The 19,920-nt window shown below is 71.6% G+C and carries 17 protein-coding genes; all 17 read right to left on the bottom strand.

Annotation, left to right across the window (positions count from 1 at the left end; genetic code table 11):
• Positions 1–55: 55 nt before the first annotated feature.
• On the bottom strand, positions 56–979 hold the full coding sequence (locus EV382_RS04245) for a glycosyltransferase family 2 protein (RefSeq protein ID WP_130400328.1): 924 nt from the start codon (positions 977–979) through the stop codon (positions 56–58).
• On the bottom strand, positions 976–1,650 hold the full coding sequence (locus EV382_RS04240) for a glycosyltransferase (RefSeq protein ID WP_130400327.1): 675 nt from the start codon (positions 1,648–1,650) through the stop codon (positions 976–978). Before EV382_RS04240 ends, EV382_RS04245 begins: the two co-directional genes overlap by 4 nt.
• Positions 1,647–2,126, bottom strand: a complete 480-nt coding sequence (locus EV382_RS04235; protein ID WP_130400326.1) for a glycosyltransferase family 28 protein — start codon at positions 2,124–2,126, stop codon at positions 1,647–1,649. The genes EV382_RS04240 and EV382_RS04235 overlap by 4 nt, the downstream gene beginning before the upstream one ends.
• 215 nt (positions 2,127–2,341) lie before the next feature.
• Positions 2,342–3,604 (bottom strand): hypothetical protein, encoded by a 1,263-nt coding sequence (locus tag EV382_RS04230; protein ID WP_130400325.1) that lies wholly within the window; start codon positions 3,602–3,604, stop codon positions 2,342–2,344.
• Positions 3,601–4,503, bottom strand: a complete 903-nt coding sequence (locus EV382_RS04225; RefSeq protein WP_130408433.1) for a sulfotransferase domain-containing protein — start codon at positions 4,501–4,503, stop codon at positions 3,601–3,603. Before EV382_RS04225 ends, EV382_RS04230 begins: the two co-directional genes overlap by 4 nt.
• Positions 4,504–4,511: 8 nt before the next feature.
• On the bottom strand, positions 4,512–6,146 hold the full coding sequence (locus EV382_RS04220) for a lipopolysaccharide biosynthesis protein (protein ID WP_130400324.1): 1,635 nt from the start codon (positions 6,144–6,146) through the stop codon (positions 4,512–4,514).
• A complete protein-coding gene (locus tag EV382_RS04215; protein ID WP_425271968.1) occupies positions 6,143–7,435 on the bottom strand; it encodes an O-antigen ligase family protein in 1,293 nt (430 codons plus the stop codon). The genes EV382_RS04220 and EV382_RS04215 overlap by 4 nt, the downstream gene beginning before the upstream one ends.
• 68 nt (positions 7,436–7,503) lie before the next feature.
• Positions 7,504–9,102: a lipopolysaccharide biosynthesis protein gene (locus tag EV382_RS04210; protein WP_130400323.1), complete on the bottom strand. Its 1,599-nt coding sequence runs from the start codon at positions 9,100–9,102 to the stop codon at positions 7,504–7,506.
• Positions 9,095–9,613: an acyltransferase gene (locus EV382_RS04205; RefSeq protein ID WP_208758559.1), complete on the bottom strand. Its 519-nt coding sequence runs from the start codon at positions 9,611–9,613 to the stop codon at positions 9,095–9,097. The genes EV382_RS04210 and EV382_RS04205 overlap by 8 nt, the downstream gene beginning before the upstream one ends.
• 128 nt (positions 9,614–9,741) lie before the next feature.
• A complete protein-coding gene (locus tag EV382_RS04200; protein ID WP_130400322.1) occupies positions 9,742–11,679 on the bottom strand; it encodes a delta-60 repeat domain-containing protein in 1,938 nt (645 codons plus the stop codon).
• A 219-nt stretch (positions 11,680–11,898) separates the two neighbouring features.
• The gene (locus EV382_RS04195) at positions 11,899–13,605 is read right to left on the bottom strand and encodes a glycoside hydrolase (RefSeq protein ID WP_130400321.1); all 1,707 of its coding nucleotides are present in this window, start codon (positions 13,603–13,605) and stop codon (positions 11,899–11,901) included.
• Between the two features lie 117 nt (positions 13,606–13,722).
• Positions 13,723–14,550 carry a shikimate dehydrogenase gene (locus EV382_RS04190; protein ID WP_130408427.1) on the bottom strand — a complete coding sequence of 276 codons (828 nt, stop codon included), beginning with the start codon at positions 14,548–14,550 and terminating at the stop codon, positions 13,723–13,725.
• A gap of 127 nt (positions 14,551–14,677) precedes the next feature.
• Positions 14,678–15,874: an endolytic transglycosylase MltG gene (gene mltG / locus EV382_RS04185; RefSeq protein WP_130400320.1), complete on the bottom strand. Its 1,197-nt coding sequence runs from the start codon at positions 15,872–15,874 to the stop codon at positions 14,678–14,680.
• A complete protein-coding gene (ruvX, locus tag EV382_RS04180; protein WP_124857577.1) occupies positions 15,874–16,332 on the bottom strand; it encodes a Holliday junction resolvase RuvX in 459 nt (152 codons plus the stop codon). Before ruvX ends, mltG begins: the two co-directional genes overlap by 1 nt.
• A gap of 72 nt (positions 16,333–16,404) precedes the next feature.
• Positions 16,405–19,083 carry an alanine--tRNA ligase gene (gene alaS / locus EV382_RS04175; RefSeq protein ID WP_130400319.1) on the bottom strand — a complete coding sequence of 893 codons (2,679 nt, stop codon included), beginning with the start codon at positions 19,081–19,083 and terminating at the stop codon, positions 16,405–16,407.
• Complete coding sequence (locus tag EV382_RS04170) at positions 19,080–19,385, bottom strand: hypothetical protein (RefSeq protein ID WP_130400318.1); 306 nt, start codon at positions 19,383–19,385, stop codon at positions 19,080–19,082. The genes alaS and EV382_RS04170 overlap by 4 nt, the downstream gene beginning before the upstream one ends.
• Positions 19,386–19,414: 29 nt before the next feature.
• The gene (locus EV382_RS04165) at positions 19,415–19,879 is read right to left on the bottom strand and encodes a DUF948 domain-containing protein (RefSeq protein WP_130400317.1); all 465 of its coding nucleotides are present in this window, start codon (positions 19,877–19,879) and stop codon (positions 19,415–19,417) included.
• Positions 19,880–19,920: the final 41 nt, after the last annotated feature.

Genomic DNA, 19,920 nt, shown 5'->3' with positions numbered 1-19,920 from the left:
CTCCCCGGGGCGTCCCGCCCTGCGGACGCCGCCACCCGCTCGCGCGGGCGGCGGCTCAGATCCCCCGACCGCGCTTGTGCAGGGTGCGCAGCACCGCGTCGGCCCGGACCACCCGACCGGCGACGGCGAGCGCCAGATAGGCGCGCGGCTCCCGGGGGTTGCTGCGCAGGGTGCGCCGGGCCCACCGCACCGCGCCCCGACGGTCGCCGGCGGCGGCCTGGGCGAACGCGATCTGCCCGGCCACCCGTGCCTCGCCGGCCGGTTGGCTGGCGAACTCCGGGTAACGCTGGAGCAACCACTGCAACGCCTCGGAGATGGTGTCCCAGCGCTGCGCGAAGTACGAGCGCTTGTGCCAGCGCACCAGCACCGACGGGGTCCGCAGGTTGATCAGCGGCGCGCTGCGCGCGGCCCGGAGCAGGAACTCGTAGTCCTCCGCGTAGCTGCCCGGGATCTCCTCGTCGACCAACCCGAACCCGTCGCGCAGCGCGCTGGCGCGGATCAGGAACGTCGACGGGTGCAGCTCCGTCATCCGGTCGCGGAGCAGGTCGTCCAGGGTGATCCGGTCCTTGTCGAGCACCCGGTCGACGGTGTGCCCGTCATAGCTGACCCGGATGCCGCAGCAGACGAACTCGGCGGCCGGCTCGCCGGCCAGCGCGACGACCTGGGCCGCCAGCTTGCCGGGCAGCCACTCGTCGTCGTCGTCGCAGAACGCGACCAGCTCACCCTCGGCCGCGAGGGTTCCGCTGTTGCGCGCACCCGCCAACCCGGGGGTACGGACGTTGCGGATCACCCGTACCGCACGGGCCGGGGCGCTCCCCAGCTCGGTCAGCGACTCGTCCGGCGCGGACTGGTCGAACACCACCACGACCTCGATCGGGCCCGGGTAGTCCTGGGCCAGGATCGCGCGCACCGCGGCCCGCAGCAGCTCGGGGCGGTCCCGGGTGGGCACCACGACGCTGACGCTCGGCTGCTGGGTCATCGAATCTCCTCCGTACCCGGGCGGGGCCGGGACCAGACCCGCCACCGGGGTGGGCGCGGGGTCGAGCGGGTCACCAGGTCGTCGACGATCTGCCCGACCCGGGCCACCGCCGCCCGTCGCGCCTCGTGCGCGTCCGGGTCGGCGGCCACCGCGTACCGGGACGGGTCGGCCGCCCCGGCGGTCAACGCCTCGTGCAGCGCCTCCCGGGTCTCGCAGAGCGCCACCAGCCCGGCCGCGCCGAGCCGGCGGGCGAAGAGGAGCTGGTGGTTGTCGACGTGCTCGCCGCGGGCCGGATCGCGGGGCACCACGATCGGCAGGTGGCCGTGTCGGCGGGCCTCCAGGATGGTCGCCGGACCACCGTGGCAGACCACCAGGTCCGCGTCGATCATCGCCTGTTGCAACGCGTCGTGGCCCAGGAACGGCACCGCCCCGGGCAGCTGGGGCGCGTTCGTGTGCCCGTGCTGCACGGTCAGCGTGATCGGGCCGGTGGCCTGCGCGTGCCACTGCGCCAACCAGTCGACGAGCCGGTCGAAGCGGTGCTTGTCGGTGCCCACCGCGGCCAGCAGTCGGAGCTGGGCGACCGCCGAGCTGTCGCGTTGGCGCGGCAGGCGGGCCGCGTCGGCGCTCGGCCGGGGCTGCGGACGCCGGGCGGTGCCCGTCTCGCCGGTCACAGCAGCGTCCCGACGACTGTCGCCTCGGGGTACTGCCGGCGCTGTTCGTCCCACTGCACGAGCATCGCGGACAGGAACGGCCGGCAGAGCCGAGCGGTCAACGTCGGGGTGTCGATCCGGTCGTACACCTCGATGTAGACGGTCGGGATGCGCCGCAACCGGGCCAGGACCACGAACGGCACCGCCACCCCGGCGCCGGTGGTGACCACGGCGGCGACCCGCCGGGCCCGCAGCACCCGCCAGGCCAGCAGCGCGTTGCGCAGCAGGTTCGGCACGTTGCGGGTGGTCGGGTGGTGCGCCGGCACCAGGTCCTCGCCGGCCAGCAGCGACACCGCCTCCGGGGTGTCGAAGGTGACCCAGCAGCGCCGCCGCTCTTCGTACCAGGGTCGCAGAGCCAGCAGCTGGGCCAGATGGCCGCCGCTGGAGCCGACCAGCAGCACCACCGGCGCCGCGCTGTCGTCGTTGTTCGTGTCCACGCGACTCCCCACAAGTTCGCTTGGAATTTCAGTTCACGCCAGGCAGAAGCAGATCACACGACGCCCGGTCGTTGAATAGCGCGACCGGCCGAGCTGACCATCTCCGCAGCGGGCGGTTCGGCGCACCGAACGTCCGAGGTCCCATCGACGGTCATCACCACCTGCGATTTTGTCGTCACTCTGCGGCGCGCCTCCGACGCCGCGATTCCTCCCGATCAGCCGCTATGTCTTTTCTCGATGACGTCCAAGAGTGCGGGATGCAGCGCGGCGTTCCAGCCCGCGCCCGCGTCGGCCAGGCGCCAGGTCCGCAACCACATCTCCACCAGGTACGCGTCGGCGACGAGCCGCCGCTGCGCGGCGTCGAGGCCGAGCCGCTCACCGTGCCGGCTCAGATACGCGTCGACCGCCGACGCGGCGACGTCCGCCGGCTCCCCCCGCAGCACGAGTGCCCGCTGGAACGCGTCGTGCGCCAGGTCGAAACCGACCGGCACGTCCGGCCCACTGTGCTCCCAGTCCCAGGCGACCAGCCGGCCGGCGTGCCAGCCCAGGTTCCACGGCACCCAGTCACCATGCCAGTGACCGAACTCGACGCTGGTGTCGCCATGCCGGCGGGCCAACGCGGAGACCGCGGCGACCGCCCGCGCACCGGCGGGCTCGGTCGCGGCGGCCCGGCCGGCCTGATCGGCCAGCCGGTGCAGGAAGGTCGAGCCGGCCAGCGGTCGAGGCGCGCCCGCCGGGCCGCCCCGTCGGGCGACCGCGAGCAGCGCCGAGATCCGCGGCGGGTCGTCCACCGGCACCCCGCGTACCGCCGGGGGCAACGGCTCGATCACCGCGACCACCTGGCCCGCCCACGCCGTCTCAGTGAGCAGCCTCGGCGGCGTCGGGTGGTCGGCGACACCGACCACCGCGCGCAACGCCCGCAGCGCCGCCGCCTCCGCGCTGACCAGCGCCCGGGTCGCGTCGTTCCAGCCGATCTTCGCGTAACCCCGGGGCCGTCCGTCGCTGCTGAACAGTTGCAGGGTCGGTTTGCCGTTCGGGTCGGGTGGGCGGACCCCGAACGCGGCCAGCAGCGGCGCGTCACCCAGATCGGCGGAGAGCCGCTCGCTCAGCAGCAGCTCCACGGCCGGCACCCCGGCCGGCACCGAGACGGTCAACGTCGGAAAGGGTGCGAGCCCCACCCGGCCGAACCGGGCCAACCCGCCGAGCACCGCCCGCAGCGCGCGTACCTTCGGTGGCCGCAGGGCGTTGTACGCCAGCAGCGAGGCCGCACCGGCGCGGGGCGCGCCCAACGGCACCAGGAACCGGGCCCGGGCGACCGACGGCACCACCGCGTACCGGGCCACCGCCTGGTGGCCGGCCGGCGGGGGGCCGGCCACGGTCAGGCCGACCCGGTCGTCCGGGAACACCGCGCGGCTCACCCAACCCAGACCGTCCACCCGCGACCGCGGGTCGGTCACCGGCCCCACCCGCGACGTCACGCCGCCCGGTCCGCCCAGTCGAGGTCCAGCCCGAGCCGCGCACGCAACGCGTCGTTGTACGGTCGGTAGTAGTCGGTCAGCTCGGCGCGCACCGTGGGCTCCAACGGTGCCGAGCGCCGGTCGTTGTAGACCTTGAAGTTGGGCAGGTCGTACGCCGGCAGGCCGAGGAAGTCCAGGGTGCGCCGGTAGGTCGCGCGCGAGTCGCGGTACAGGTCCTCGCTGGGCAGGAAGAGGATCTGCTCCCGGGCGAAGCGCTCCAGCCACGGCTCCAGGTGCTCCAGATAACGCCCCCGGGCCCGGTACGTGTACCAGTCGTACGGCTCGCTGAACGATTCCGGCTCGGCGATCAACCGCTCGCGCTCCCCCGCCGTACGCTCCGGCTCGGCGGCGAGGGCGGCGGCGAAGTCCAGTGGTTCGATGCCGTGGGTGCGGCGTTCCTTCCAGTGCGAGTACGCCCGCTCCACCGGGTCGCGCAGCAGCACGATGAGTTTCACCGTCGGCATCAGCGCGGCGACCCGCTGCGCGGCGAGCGGGTGGAACATGTACAGCGGGGCGGCCTCACCGACCCGGGCCGGCCCGCCGTGCCGCTTGGACAGGGCCTCGCGCTGCCGTTCGGTCGGGAAGTGCGAACGGTACCAGGCCTCGCCGCGACCCCAGTGCTCCTCGAAGTAGTGCGCGGACTTGGTGTTCCACGCCGGGAAGAGCCGGGGCACCAACGGGTGCTGGATGAGGTAGTTCCACAGGGAGGTGGTGCCGCCCCGTTTCGTTCCGATGATCAGGAAGTCCGGCAGCGGCCGGCGATCGCTGGTGCGAACGCCGTAGTCGACCAGCGACTCCTTCACCCGGGTGGTCACCTGGGTCGGAACCAGCTGCTTGACCCGGTCACGGATGGACACCACGACGAACCTCACCTGCCTCTCGTCGATGCCGAGGTGGGCCTGGCGGCCGCGGCCGCGTTGTCCCCTCCACGGATCTGCCTCATGGTCCCCCGGATGCCGGCTCGTACCCGGGGCAACGTCAACATGCCGACGCAGCCGGCCAGCAGCACCGCCAGCGCCACCGCGAGGCCGGGCAGGCCGCGACCGCCCACCAGCACGCCGACACCGGCGGCCAGGCCCACACCGGCGATGGTGGCCACCGCGGCCCGCACCATCGCGGCGTCGAACAGCGGCTCCCGCACCACCGACCGGGCGAACCCGGCGACGGTGAGGTTCTCGGTGGCGATGCCGGCCGCCCAGGCCACCGCCGCGCCCGTCGCGCCGTGGTCGGGGATCAGCCAGAGACCCAGCGAGACGGTCATCGTCAACCCGGCCACGGTGGCGACCAGGTGCAGCCCGCTGCGCCCGCCCATCAGGAGCAGGCTCTGCACGTTGCCCACTCCGGTGTTGACCAACATCGCCACCGCGAGCACCGTCATGGCCGGCACCCCGGCGGTGAACTCCGGCCCGAACAGCTGGAGGAAGGCCAACGCGAAGACCGCCAGCAGCAGGTACACCGGCCAGGACAGCACCAGCCCCCAGGTGGTCAACTGCCGGTGCACGGCCGCCGCCGCGCCCCGCTCGCCCCGCCCGAGCAGCCGGGACAGTTGCGGAGACACCGCCACCCGCAACCCCTGCATGGCCAGCTGACCAGCCAGCACGTACCGGCCGACGGCACCGAACACGCCAGCGTCCGCCGGCCCCGCCAGCACCGAGGTGAGCAGCACACCCACCCACATGCTGCCGGCGTCGATCGCCGCCGAGGCGGCCCGGGGCAGCGCGAAACGCCAGAACGTCGACCAGTCGCCGCGGCGCGGACGCAGCGCCGCGCCCCGGCCCAGCCCGAGCGGGCCGGCGACCAGGATGAGGCACGCCAGCAGCGCCAACGCCGCCGGCACCAACCAGCCGCTCATGCCGGCCAGCAGCCCACCACCGGCCAGCGCGGCGGCGCCGACCAGCACCGGTCGGGCGACCGGCAGCAGCAGGAACTGCACCCCGACGTACGCCCGGATGGGCCGCACGCAGCGCAGCGCGGCCAGCAGCAGGGTCATCGCGACGACCACCGGCACCGCGGCGAACGTGACGGTGAGCAGCGCGTGGCCGCTCGCGCCGGAGCCGCGCAGCAGTCGGGGCGCGAGCGCGTCGGCGGCCAGCACACCCACGCCGGCGACCAGCAGCCCGGTCAGCAGCGGCGGGATCAGCGCCACCGGGAGGACCCGGGCCGCGTCACCGCGTACGCCGGCGCTGCGGCGGGGCAGCGCCCACATCAGACCGGTCTCCGCGCCGAGCGTGCAGATCGCGGTGGCCACGGTGACCACCCCGATCGCGGCGAAGAACGCGCCCGCGCCGGCCGTGCCGTACGCCCGGGTGATCACGACGGCCAGCACGAACCCGAACAACCCGCTGGTGGCCGCGCCGAGCAGGCCGGCCACGCCGCTGCGCGCGCTGCGGCGGGTCTCGGCCGACCCGGAGTCACCGGCGGGCGACGGGGTGGCCTGCTCCGACGCGACGGCGGGCGGCTGGCTCTCGTCGGCCCCGGCCGGCGGCCGGGTGGCGGCGGTCATGCCGGCACCGGCGCGGTCGGCGCCACCGTCGGAGGCGACCCGGCCAACCGGGTCAGCCGTTCGCGTTCTGCCAGCGCCATCGCGAAGGCGACCGCGAAGAACGCGACCGCCAGGTTCTGGTTCGCCATGCCGTAGAACGGGATCTGCACGAGACAGACCACCGGCACCACCGCCAGCCACTGCCCGGCCGCCGAGGTCGCCCGGGCGCAGATCACCGCGGCGGCGACGAACCAGGCCAGGAAACAGATGAGCGCCGGTACGCCGTGGCTGAACAGCACCATCCACAACTGCCCCTGGGTGCCGATCGGCGCGGCCGCCGAGACGGTGTCGACGTTGACCGGAGCGCCGTAGCCCAACCACGGCGACTCCTGCACCCGGCGGATCACCTCGGTGTAGAGCGAGAGCCGGTCGGTGTTGGTGTCGCTGGAGTCGACCCGCTTGTTGATCAGCTCGGTGATCGGGATGAAGAACGTGGCCAGCCCGCCGATCACCACCACCCCGACGATGGACGCGGCCACCCGGACGTTGCCGCGCAGGCTGGCCCGCACCCCGAGCACCGCCAGGCCGGCGCCGAGGCTGAGGAACATCGCCCGGTTGAGGGTGAGGAACGCCGGCGCCAGCGACAGCGGCAGCGACGCCAGCAACGCCCAGCGCAGCACCCCCTGCCGGCGCAGCATCGCGAAGGCCACCACACAGGGCAGGGTCATGGCGTACGCGCTGCCGTAGTTGTTGGTGTACGCGAACGGCGCGGCCGGCCGGAAGATCGGGTTGAGCGAACGGGCGCTGTATTCGGCGGTGGTCAGGTGCACCATGTCCTGGATGAACGGGGTGCTGGCCACCCCGCCGGGCAGCAGCACCTCCATCGGCGTCGTCATGGCCAGCCGGGGCACCAGCACCCCGAGCCAGCCCAGCGCCACCAGCCCGAACCAGAACGCGCAGAGCGGGGTGAGCACGGCCACCAGGCTGGCGCGTTCCCGGGCGGCGGCGTAGACGTAGACGCCGACCACCAGCGCGGTCAGGTAGAAGGCCAGCCGCAGGGCGAAGGTGAGCAGCGAGGCGGGCGACGACAGCTGGGTGGCGCTGACCACCACGATGGCGAGGAAGAGCAGCCAGATGCCGACCGCCGGCGGCAGCGGCACCCGCCCCCGGGTGAGCAGCAACGCGAGCAGCAGCGCACCCAGCAGTGGCCAGCCGAGGTAGAACGCACCGAGCAGCCACCAGAGCGGCACCAGGCCGAACATCATCGACAGCGGCCAGAGCGGCAGCTGTGGCGGCGCGGACGGCGGCAGCGGCGCGACCTCCGCCGAAGCGCCCCCGGGCGGTGGTTCGGTCGCCGGGGCGCGGGTCACCGACACGCTCAGGCCCGACCGTTGCGGGTGAGCACGAAGCCCAGCGGGGTGACCCCGGCGGCGCGCAGCCGCTCCACCAGGCGTCGCAGGTCGCTCTGCCGGGTGCGGTCGCGCTCCACGACCACCACCGCGCTGCCCTGCCGGGCCACGGCCACACCGCGCTCGTCGGACTCCGCCGGCGGGGCGTTGAACAGGACCAGCCCGTGGTCCGCGCCCTGCCGCCAGGTGCCGAACCGGACACTGCCCATCCCCACGGCGACCTCGTCCGGGCCGATGACGCGACCGTTGTCGGGGCGGGCGGACGACACCCGGGGCAGCGTCAGCGTGGCGTCCGGGTCGGTGGACGGGCGAGCGCCGGGCGGGTGCGGGGAGGGTCGGCGGGCGGGCGGGGTGTCCGCGGCGGCACCGGCGGCCGGTGTGCTGCCGGCGGGTCGCGGTTTGGGCACCAGCGGCCGGGACGGGTCGATGGGCAGCCGCCCCCGGTCGGCGAGCACACTGGCCCGCAGCCGCTCGACCCGTCCGCTGTCGTCGGCGACGAAGACCTCCCGGCCGTCCACGGCGAGCGCCACCGCGAGGCCGGCGGTGAGCGCGGTGGCGTCCTCCCGGGCGGTGACCAGCGCCACCCGGGCGGGTTGCCGGACCCGCTCGGCGACCGCCATCGCCACGTACCGGACGTCGGCGTCGACCGCCCGAGGGCTGCCCCGGAACGCCGGTCGGCGTACCGTGCCGAGCAGCGGGAGACCGGAGGCGTCCCGGCCGTCGGCGACCGAACGGACCCGCCGGTCGGTCGACTCCCAGAGGTACGCCAGCACGATGCCGACCAGCGCCCCGCCGAGCAGGCCGGCGACGAGATAGAGCGGCCGGTGCCCGGCGGAGGTGACCAGCGCCTTCTCGGCGGTCTGGGTGACCCAGCCGGGGTTGACGTCGACCGCCGCGATCTCGGTACGCGCGGCGTTGAGCTGGGTGAGCTGGTTGTTGATCCCGGACAGCTCGGCCACCAGCGCGTCGCCGGCCGCGGTGTCCTTGGCGGTGTTCGCCCGCTTCTGCAACGCGGTCTGCTGGGCGACGACCTTCGTGATGCTCTCGTCGTAGGAGCGCAGCATCTCGGCGCGCTGCTGCTCGTACATGGCCCGGCGCACGCTCAGGTAGGCCTCGGCGGCCAGGTTGGCGCTCTGCACGGCCTGGTGCGCGTCGCGCGCCTGGTAACTGAAGCGCAGGATCTGCCCACCGGTGGGCACCTCGACCTCGAGCGCGTTGCGGATGTCGCGGGGATCGCCGCCGGCCGAGTTGGCGAGCCGCTGCACCACCTCGGTGCCGGTGGCGATGCCGCTCTCCACGTTCATGTTGACCGCGCGGTCGGCACCCGCGCCGCTGGGGGTGAAGGCGTCGGTCACCACCGGCCGGACCGCGACCACGGCGCTCGCGGTCATCGCCGCCGGCACCAGCAGCACGTAGCCGAGCGCGGCGAGCAGACCGACCATGGCGACCGCCACCACCAACCGCAACCGGTGCATCGGCACCCGCAGCAGGTCGGTCAGTGTCACGGCACGCGAGGTGCCGGCGGACGGTCCGTCCGTGGGCCAGGGGCCGGGCGCTGCATCAGTCATGGAACTTCTTCACCGTCTGTTGAGGATTGCCGACGACCACGACGCCGGGTGCTACGTCCGTGCGGACCACCGTGGCCGCTCCGACGACGCTGTCCCGGCCGACCCGCACACCCTTGAGGACCAGGGCGTGCGCACCGACCCAGACGTTGTCCTCCAGGACGATCGGGGCACGGGTGAGCGGGCCGGGCGGTTCGTGCCGCTGCTCGGGGGGCAGGTTGTGGAAGTCGTTGTCGAGCAGCTCGCAGTCCGACAGGAGGCATCGGTCTCCCACTGTCACTGACGTCCAGGTGCCGATCCAGGTGGCGTTGAGCAGGCAGTCCGCGCCGACGCGTACCTCGCCGGGGCCGGCGAAGCGGACGAGTTTGTTCAAGCGGGTGCGGTCACCGATGGTGACCCGCACGCCGCGCCGCAACCGGATCCGGCCGCGGATCTCCACGTCCCGGCCGAGTGTCAACCGCCGGTAACGGAGCTTGTACCAGCCGCGTTTGACCGCGAAGACCAGACGCACCAGACGTCTCGTTCGGATGCCAGCGGCGCCGTGCAACGACCCTCCCCCACATCGCGGGGCCGGCGGCGGTGGTACCCGCCACCGGCCCAACGTGAACAATCTACCGATGCTCCGTTACGAACCGTTGACCGTTACTGTACGGAGAAGAACGTCGATGGGGTAGACCAGGACAACTCGGGCGTCGCACTGCTGATGACGGTCGCCGCGGTGCCGTTGACCACCGCGCTCGGCGCGGCCGTCGGGTCGAACGGCACACTCCGCAGCGCACCGTCGGTGGAGCCGTAGACGATGTTGCCACCCACCCAGGCCATGCCCCGCACCGCCGACCAGGTCACTCCGGTGCTCGGCAGGGTGAACTCGGTGGCACCGAGGTAGTTGCCGTCGATCTCGAAGTAGCGGTAGTAGAGGTTGTTGGCCCCGGTACGGGTGTAGTAGAGCCGGCCGTCGAGGAAGAAGGCACCGGTCAGCAGCGCCGGGTTGTACCAGTCGTTGTAGCCGGACGCCTCCCACGGCGAGCCGATCGCGCCCCCGTTGAAGAGCGAGACGTCGATCCGGCTACCGGTGGGCGTGCCAGCCACCGTGTGCGACCAGTAGATCCGGTCGTCCACCCGCCAGGTCGCACCGGCCGCCGTGTACGCGGGCTGGCTGACCGTGGTCGCGGTGCCCAGCGCGGTGCCGTCGAACGGCACCTTCGCCAGGGTGCCCGAGCCGGTGCCCAGGTAGAGGTTGCCGGTGGTGGCCGACGGCGGGTTCTTCGGGGCGATGGTGCGTCCGCCGGCAGCCGGGAACATGCCGAGCCGACCGTGGTACTCCTCGCCCATACCGTCGGAGTTGTGCCCGAAGTAGAGGCCGTCCGAGCCGCGCCAGAGCACCGGCACCGACGAACCCCAGTTGCTGGTGCCCGAGGGCATCGAGGCACTGCCGCTACGGCGCGGGTTCCAGTTCACCGGCAGACCGGTCGCCGGGGTGACGGCGGCGATGCCGAGCCGGTCGATCGCGCCCGTGCCGGCCTTGTCGCTGGCGTTCGGGTTGTTCAGCCAGCGGAAGTGCCCGCCCAGGTAGATCACGTTGTCCGCCACCTCGACCGAGGTGATGGTGTCGTTGCCGGTGAAGTCGACCCAGGTGGCGAGCTGGCCGCTGCCCCGCGCCGCGGTCTCGAACCGAACCAGGGCGTCGCAGTACGCGGCCGGCCAGCCACCGCCGCCGTTGGTGCCGACCACGAACCAACTGCCGTCGCCACCGAACCGCACGTCCTGCACGTAGTGCACGAAGGTCGCCGGCGACGCGCACGGCGGAACGAACTTGTCGGTGCTCCAGTCGAGCACCGTGGGGGTCCCGGAGACGTCCACCAACGCCATCTGGTTGCGCGACAGGCCGTTGACGAGGGTGAAGTTGCCGCCGACGACCAGCGTGTCGCCGTCCGGCGTGACGTCGATGGCCCAGACGTACGACGCGGTGCCGTGCCGCCCGACGGTGGCGTCGATGGTGAAGCTCGGGTCGATCGCGCCGGTGGTCGCGTTGAGCCGGGCGAGACCGGCGTGCGCGGTGCCGTTGAGCCAGTTGAACGCACCGGCCACGTACAACCAGTTGCCGTTGAGCACCAGGTCACGGACGTTGCCGCCGTCGGAGCGCCCGACCCAGCTGTCGATGATCGCACCGGTCGACGGGTCGAGCGCCACCAGGTTCTTGCGCGAGACGCCGTTGACGTTCTTGAAGGCGCCACCCACGATCAGCGTGCCGCCGGGGCCGGCGATGAGGGTGTTGACCGCGCCGTCGAGCACCGGCAGGAAGGTGGTCGACATGGTGCCGGTGGTCCGGTCGTACGCGAAGAGGTAGCGCTGCGTGATCCACGCGGAGCTGGCGGTCTGCCGGAGCTGGGTGAAGCTGCCGCCGACGAAGACCGTGTTGCCCACCTGCGCGAAGGCACGGGTCTCACCGTCTCGCGCGTGCGGGGTCGCGTCGGCGGGGTTCGCCGACACCAGAGTCGCCGTCGTCGGGACCGGAACCACAGCGGCCGACGCGGTGGTGGGCACGCCCAGAGCTGCGGCGGTGATCGCCAACGCGACCATCCCCGCCCGAGTACGACGTCCTGCAAAACGCCATGAGTGCGGAAGTTTGGGCACGCTACGCCTCCAGATTGGATGAGAACCCGAGGTAGCGTGCCTCGTCCAGCCTGGTTAACAAAATCCGCCGATTGGGCGGTGCATGAATCCGCAAGCCGACAGAACGCCGGAGGATCGGATGCCCGACCCCCGGCGAACCGCCGTGCCGTCAGTGCGTTTCGACCGTCAGCGGCTACCTCCGGTGGGCTGCCGCAGATAAGGGTCCTGCCCGGCCTTGGCGAAGCCGGCGACCGCCGAGGCGTCGTGGTTCATCGTCATGTCGCAGGTCGACGTACGGCTGGTCATGCCGGCCGAGTTGAAGTAGATGGCCGCCTTGATCTTCGGGTGCGCCTTCAGGGCCGCCGGGAAATCCTGGAACCAGCGCTGCTTGGCGCCCAGGTCGGCGGAGTTGAAATTGGTGCCGAACTCGGCGAGCATCCGAGGCTTGCCGGCACCGATGCCATTCTCGTCCAACCACCGGTAGAAGCCCCCGACCGTCGTGCTCGGGCTCTTCCACACCGTGCTGCCGTTGCAGACGTGGAAGTTGTACGGGTCGTAGGCCACCCAGTCCACGTACCGGTCACCGGGGTACAGGCCGGCGTACCGGGAGTAGTGCCCGGACCAGCCCATCATCGTCCAGACCCAGACCGCGTTGGACGCGCCGGCGTTGGCGAACCGCTCGTGGACGTAGCGCCAGGCACGCACGAAGTCGGCGTCGCTGCCCTTGTTCGGCTCATCCTCCGGCTCGTGGTCGAAGCCGATGAACACCGGCACGCCGGTGGCGCGGATCCGGCCGGCGACCGCGTCGATGGTCTGGTCGTGCCGTCCGCTGTAGACATCGGACCACTTGAGGGTGGTGCCGGCGGAGAAGTCGCGGGACTCCCAGGCGAAGAACATCAGCCGACCTTCCCGCATCTGCTGCTGTTCGTACACGTCGGGGAAGGCGCCGTTGCTACCCGCGTTGGAGAAGTCGTGGTAGCGGTGCACGATGTCGAACTTGCGCCCGACCTGCGCTTCCACGTCGGCGACGGCCTTGCCGTGGTCCCAACCGCCGGACGCCCCGGCGGGCGAGTACATGCCCCACCAGGCGCCGCAGGACGGGACGAGCTTGTCCGAGACCGACCCGCACTTGCCGGCCGGCAGGGTGCCGCTGGGGCTCGGGGTCGCCGTCCGGGTCGGGGCGGTGGTCGGCGACGGCTTCGGTGCGGCGGTGGTCGGCGACGGGCTCGGTGACGGCGGCGGTGCCGGCCGGGTGGTCGTCACCGGCGACGGCCGGGCCCCCAGGTCGTAGCTGATTACCAGGCTGGGCCGCAGGTCCGGGTTGCGGTTCTCGACCGACGCCCAGTAGATCCGGCTCTCCAGGCCGCTCTGCGCCAACGAGACCGTCCAGGTGCCGTTGCCGGTGACAAGTTTGGAGATGTCCCACTCGTTGAAGCCCTTGGACACACTGGTCACGCTGTCCAGCGCGGCACCGGCCGGCGTCAGGGGCGGCCGCGACTCGCGGGCGCTCAGCGGCGAGGCGTGCGCCGTCACCGTGGCGGCGAACTGCTGCCAGGCGTGCACCCGCAGCGTCGCCCGGATGTTGACCGCAGCGGCCGGCAGCGTGGTCACCGCGAACTCGATGACTGCCTCGCGGCCACCGCGCGGGTTGCCGTCGCAGCGCGTCGCGCAGGTAGCCAGGGTCGTCTTGGCCGCGTTGTCACCGTCCTGCGTCACCGTGGTCGCGGTGGTGTCGGCCGCCGCCCGGATCGACAGGTCGTCGCTGGCCAGCAACGGCATCATGGTCGCCACGATGCCGGCCACCACCGAACCGCCGACCACGCCGATGGCAATCGCCTTACGCCGGGGTCCGGAACGGAACCGGGTGATGCGGTGCAGTCCGTGCCTGGTCAAGGAAACTCCCTGTGTCTGCGTCCATAACGGTGAGCAGCGTATCGATGACCAGGGCATGTCGGGGGTAGGACAGTTTTCCGTAAGCGCGTCTTAACCGTCAGCTAAGGTGCGGCTGCTTCAGGCGGCGCGAGCGGCAGCCAACGCGGCGGCCATCGCCGCCCTGGGCGCGGCCACCCCGGTGAACTGCTCGAACTGCCCGACCGCCTGGGCCAGCAGCAGATCCAGCCCGGAAACGATCCGGCAACCGGCCGCGTCGGCGGCGGTCGCCAGCGGTGTCGGCCACGGGTCGTACAGTGCATCGAAGAACACCGCGCCCGGCCGCCAGGCCACCACGGCGGCCAACGGGTCGGCGACCCCCTTCGGCACCGTGGAGACGACCACGTCGGCGGTGGAGAACCGCCCGGGCGCATCGGCCCACCGGGCGGGCGTCAGCACGACACCCAGCGCGTCCGCCACCGGACGCAACTCCTCGACGGCCTCCGGCCGACGGGCCACCACCGTCACCGACGAGCAGGCCAGTTGTGCGGCGGCCGCGAGCGCGGCGCGCGCCGTCCCGCCGGCGCCGAGCACCGTCACGGCGGCACCGGCGGTCACGCCGGCGTCGGTCAGGACCTGCACCATGCCGGCGACGTCGGTGTTGTCCGCATACCAGGAGCCGTCGGGACGGCGTACCAACGTGTTGGCCGCACCGACGGCGGCGGCGACCGGCGAGACGGCGTCGGCCACGGCGAGCGCCGCCTCCTTGCCCGGCATGGTCACCGACAACCCGGCCCACTCCGGGCCCAAACCGGCGACCAGATCCGGCAGCTCCGCAGCCGCGCACTCGATCCGGGTGTACGACCACCCGGTCAGCCCGGCGGCGGCGTAGCCGGCGGTGTGGATCACCGGGGAGAGGGAGTGCGCGATCGGCTTGCCCAGCACGGCGGCCCTACGGGTCGACACGATCACCGCCGGTCGGGGCCGGCGGCCCGGTCACTGTCGACATCACTTCCCACTCCCCCATACGGCTCTCCCTTCCCGATGCGACCGCAGTTATGGTCGCCACCAGGAAGGGAACCGTCAGCCCTGCCCGCTATTTGATGACCCCGGCCGCCCTCGCCTTGGCCTCGTTGCGCAACTGCTGCTCGTACGTCTCGGCGAAAGCCGAGTGGCCCTGCTTGTCGATCGCCACGAAGTAGAGCCACTTGCCCGGCGGCGTGTTCATCGCCCCGTCCAGGGCTTCCTTGCCGGGGTTGTTGATCGGGGTGGGGATCATGCCGCGCAGCTTGCGGTTGTACGGGTTCTTCTCGTCGTCCAGCTCGGCCGCCGTCATCTGCCCGGACGTCTTGGTCGGCTTGCCGATCGACTCCAGGTAGTAGTTGACAGTGACGTCCATCTCCAGGCAGTTGCAGTTGAACTCGCCGTACACCCGGTTGTAGGCCACCCGGGCGACCTTGCCCAGGTCGTCCTTGTTGCCCGCCTCGGCCTGAGCGAGGGACGCCACGATGAGCGCCTCGTACGGGCTGACCTTGCGTTCCTCCTGCACCCGGTCGGCGAACTTCATCTCCCCGGTCACCGAGAGGAATCGGGTCACCATCAGCTTGAGGATGCTCTCGGCGGTGGCCTTCGGCGGGATCTCGTAGGTGTCCGGGAAGAGGAAGCCCTCGATGGACTTGACGACCTTCTTGCCGTCGTCGCGCTTGAACCACCAGTCCGGGACGCCGAGCGCCTCCGGGTCCTTCGCGGCGGTCTCGAAGTCCTTGACCGGGATCTTGGTCTTCTGGGAGAGCAACTTGTAGATGTTCTTGGCGGTGCGACCCTCGGGGATGGTCAGCCCGTTGACGATCTTGTTCTTCAGGTCGAGCATCGCGGTGATGGCGCTCGCGCCGCTCATCTGCTTGCGCAGCTTGTACGTGCCCGGCTGGATGTTCTTGCTGCGCGAGTTGGCCTCGGCCGCCTCGATGAAGGCCTTCTGGCTCTTCACCACGTCGGCCGCGACGAGCGCGTCGGCCATGTCGGCGAGCAGCGCGCCGTTCTTGATCTCGACGGTGACCTCGCCCTTCCCGCTGCCGTCATAGTCGGGGGTGACGAAGTAGTTCTGGATGCGGTCGAAGCCGTAGAACGCGCCGCCGCCGATGGTGCCCAACAGGAGCAGAGCCATCAGCAGCGCCAGGAATGTCTTGCCCCGGCCGCCGCCGGACCCGCTCTTGCGCTTGCGGAAGCCCCGCCGGTGCCGGCCCTTCTCCCCCCGCTCCGGCTCGTCGAACCCAAGGTCCAGATCGTCGATCATTACGTCCGCCTCCGCTGCGCATCCAGCCAGCTCTGCAGGATCTCCACCGCGGCCGCCTGATCGACAACCGCACGTTGACGTTTACCTCGGACGCCACGTTCGGCAAGCCTACGAGAGGCGACCACGGTCGACATCCTCTCGTCAGTGAGCGTTACCGGGACAGGCGCTATCACATCGACCAGTCGGTCAGCGTACGCCTTCACGTGGGCGGCCGCAGGGCCGTGCTTGCCGGCGAGATTGACCGGAAGGCCGACGACAACCCCGACCGCCTCGTGCTCGGCCACCAACGCGGCCAGCTCGGCGAGGTCGCTCGGCACCGCGTCCGGCGCCGCCGTGAGATCGCGGGCCAGGGTGACCAGCGGCGTCGCCAGGATCCCGTCCGGGTCCGAGCGGGAGACACCCACCCGCACCTGACCGACATCCACGCCGATCCGCACCCCACGCGTCAGCTCAGCCACCGACGGTCACCACCGGCCGGGTACGAACCAGGGCGGACCAGATGGCCCGCCCTGACCCACAGTAATGATTGATCACGCCTCGGTGATCGCCTTCTCGACGGTGAGCAGCAGGTTCGGTGCCTCGGCCGCGGGCAGACCGCCGCCCTGGGCCAGGTCGGGGCTTCCCCCACCGCGCCCGGAGAACGCCGCCTTCACCAGATCCGACGCGGCCAGGCCGCGGCTGCGCGCCGCCGCGTTGACCGCCACCACCAGGGACGCCTTGCCGTTCGATCGAGCCGCCACCGCCACGACCGCCGGCCGCGCCGGGTCGATCTTGCCGCGGATCTCCTGGGCCAGGGTGCGCACGTCGTTGCCGGCCGCGCCCTCCGGCGCCTCGGTGCCCACATACGCGACCCCGCGCACGTCCTTGGCCTGCGCCGCCAGCGCCGCCGCGCCACCCAGCACCAGCTGGGCGCGCAGCTTCTCCAGCTCCTTCTCGGCGTCACGAAGCTGGGTGACGGTCTGCTCCACCCGGTCGGCGACCTGATCGTTGGGCACCCGGTACAGCTCGGCCAGCCGGGAGACCAGCAGGTGCTCCTTGGCCAGGAAGCCGAACGCGTCCATGCCGACCAGCGCCTCGACCCGGCGCACACCGGAACCGATCGACGACTCGGAGAGGATCTTCACGAGGCCGAGCTGGGCCGAACGCGCCACGTGCGTGCCGCCGCACAGCTCCCGGGCGTAGTCACCCACCTCGACGACCCGCACCTCCTCGCCGTACTTCTCGCCGAAGAGCGCCATCGCGCCGATCCGCCGCGCCTCGTCCAACGAGGTGATGAAGGCGTGCACCTCCAGGTCAGCCAGGAGCACCTCGTTGACCTGCTGCTCCACGTCCCGCAGGACGCTGGGCGACACCCCGGTCGGGGTGTTGAAGTCGAACCGGAGCCGACCGGGCGCGTTCAACGACCCGGCCTGCGTGGCCGACTCGCCGAGGAAGTTACGCATGGTCTGGTGCACCAGGTGGGTGGCGGTGTGCGACCGGGAGATCGCCCGACGCCGGGTCGTGTCGATCTCGGCGAAGCCGGCCTCACCGGCGCGTACCTCACCCCGGATCACCCGGGCGCGGTGCACGATCAGGCCGGGCACCGGCTGCTGCACGTCGAGCACCTCGACCTGCCCGCCACCAACCGTGATCATGCCCTGGTCGGGCTGCTGGCCACCGCCCTCGGCGTAGAACGGGGTCGTGTCCAGCACCAACTCGATGGTGTCGCCCTCGGTCGCCGCCTGACGCGGGCCGTCGACGCCGAGCAGCGCCCGCACCGTCGACTCACGGGACACCTCGCTGTACCCGGTGAACGTCACCGGCCCACCCGCGTCGAGCACCGACCGGTACGCCGACAGGTCGACGTGCCCCGTCTTGCGGGCCTGCGCGTCCGCCTTCGCCCGGGTCCGCTGGTCGGCCATCAGCCGCCGGAACCCCTCATCGTCGACCGTGAGGCCCTGCTCCGCCGCGATCTCCAGGGTCAGGTCGATCGGGAAGCCGTACGTGTCGTGCAGCTGGAACGCCTTCGCCCCGGACAACGCCGAGCCCCCCGCGGTGCGGGTCTCCGCGATCGCGGTGTCCAGGATCGTCGTGCCGGCAAGCAGGGTGGACAGGAACGCCTCCTCCTCCGCGTACGCGTAATCCGCGATCCGGTCGAAGTCGGTCGCCAGCTCCGGGTACGACGGGGACATGCAGTCCCGCGCCACCGGCAGCAACTCGGGCAGTGCCCGCTCCTGCCAGCCGAGCAGCCGGATCGAACGGATCGCCCGGCGCATGATCCGGCGCAGCACGTAACCGCGACCCTCGTTCGACGGGGTCACGCCGTCGCCGATCAGCATCAGCGCGGTCCGCACGTGATCCGCGATCACCCGCAGCCGGACGTCGTCCGGGTGCGACTCGCTGGCCACGTGCCCGGAGTGCGCGCCGTACCGCTTGCCGGTCAGCTCGGCCGCCCGGGCCAGGATCGGCCGGACCTCGTCGATCTCGTACAGGTTGTCGACACCCTGCAGGATCGAGGCCATCCGCTCCAGGCCCATGCCGGTGTCGATGTTCTTCGCCGGCAGGTCACCCAGGATCGGGTAATCCTCCTTGGTCGTACCCGGACCCCGCTCGAACTGCATGAACACGAGGTTCCAGTACTCCATGTAGCGGTCCTCGTCGACCGCCGGACCACCCTCACGCCCGTACTCCGGACCCCGGTCGTAGAACAGCTCCGACGACGGACCACACGGCCCCGGAATGCCCATCGACCAGAAGTTGTCCGCCTTACCCCGACGCACGATCCGCTCCGCCGGCACCCCCACCGACCGCCAGATCTCGAACGCCTCGTCGTCGTCGAGGTAGATCGTCGGCCAGATCCGCTCCGGATCCAACCCGTAACCACCCTCGGCGACCGGCTTCGTGGACAACTCCCAGGCCAGCGGAATCGCGCCCGCCTTGAAGTAGTCACCGAAGGAGAAGTTGCCGTTCATCTGGAAGAACGTGCCGTGCCGGCTGGTCTTGCCGACCTCGTCGATGTCCGGGGTACGGATGCACTTCTGCACGCTGACCGCCCGCTGGTACGCGGGGGTCTGCTGACCCAGGAAGTACGGGACGAACTGCACCATGCCGGCGTTGACGAACAACAGGTTCGGATCGCTGATGGCGGGCAGCGGAGCGGACGGCACCACGGTGTGCCCATTCGCCTCGAAGTGCGCGAGGTACCGCCGCTTGATCTCCGCCGTCTTCATCGCTGGTGTTCCTCCGGAAAGATGTTTCGATCGCCGATTCGCGGGTCTTCCCGCAGGTCGGCGAACTGATCGTCGAACGCCTCGCCCTGGGCGAACGCGTGGTGGATCTCCTGCTCGCGTTCGGCCATCCCGACCCGGACGTCCTCCACGAAGCTACGCAACGACTCGACGAGCCCGCCAGCGGATTGTGTCACCGTGCTGGCGATGCCGGCCGGCGTGTACGCCTGCGCGGTCCGGGTCGCCTTGCGGACCACGATCACACCGACGGCCACCCCGATACCGAGCCAGAACAAGCGCCTCATGTCTCGCTACCTCCTGGTGGGCCGGCCGGTCAGCTGTTGCCGCGGCGCGCGGCCCGGCGCTGCTGCTTGATGGTGTCGCGCACCTCGCGCTCGGTCTCGGCGTGCCGGCGGCCGGCGGCGGCCTTGCGCACCCCGTAGCCGAACGCGGCCACCTTGACCAGCGGGTTGGCGGCCGCGGCGGAGACGACGGCGGTCAGGTTGGCGATGTTGGCGGTGACGTTCTGCGCGTGGCTGGTCATGGTGTCGACCTTCGCCAGTTGCAGGTTCACACCGTCGAGCGAGGTCTGCACCTGCTCCAGCGCGGTGTTGACGTTCTTCACCGTGGCGTTCACGTCGTCGAGCAGCGGTGCGGTCCGGTCGTTGAGCTCGTTGATCATGCGAGTGGTGGCGTCAACCGTGTGTCGCAACCGCAGGATGGGCAGCGTCAGGATGAGCACCAGCACCGCGAACGCGCATGCCGCGATCAGCGCCGCGATCGCTCCAATGTCGCCCACGCCTGTCCTCCTCAAGCAGGGTTCCGCAGGACCCGACGTCC

The organism is Micromonospora violae, from assembly GCF_004217135.1.
Taxonomy (GTDB): Bacteria; Actinomycetota; Actinomycetes; order Mycobacteriales; family Micromonosporaceae; genus Micromonospora; species Micromonospora violae.
The sequence above is the reverse complement of the archived record's forward strand: the minus strand, read 5'-3'. Positions and strand labels throughout refer to the sequence as shown.

Coding starts and splice junctions, on each gene's coding strand:
- EV382_RS04245 (WP_130400328.1), bottom strand. CDS start 979: ATGACCCAGCAGCCGAGCGTCAGCGTCGTGGTGCCCACCCGGGACCGC.
- EV382_RS04220 (WP_130400324.1), bottom strand. CDS start 6,146: ATGACCGCCGCCACCCGGCCGCCGGCCGGGGCCGACGAGAGCCAGCCG.
- EV382_RS04210 (WP_130400323.1), bottom strand. CDS start 9,102: ATGACTGATGCAGCGCCCGGCCCCTGGCCCACGGACGGACCGTCCGCC.
- EV382_RS04200 (WP_130400322.1), bottom strand. CDS start 11,679: ATGGTCGCGTTGGCGATCACCGCCGCAGCTCTGGGCGTGCCCACCACC.
- mltG (WP_130400320.1), bottom strand. CDS start 15,874: ATGATCGACGATCTGGACCTTGGGTTCGACGAGCCGGAGCGGGGGGAG.
- alaS (WP_130400319.1), bottom strand. CDS start 19,083: ATGAAGACGGCGGAGATCAAGCGGCGGTACCTCGCGCACTTCGAGGCG.
- EV382_RS04170 (WP_130400318.1), bottom strand. CDS start 19,385: ATGAGGCGCTTGTTCTGGCTCGGTATCGGGGTGGCCGTCGGTGTGATC.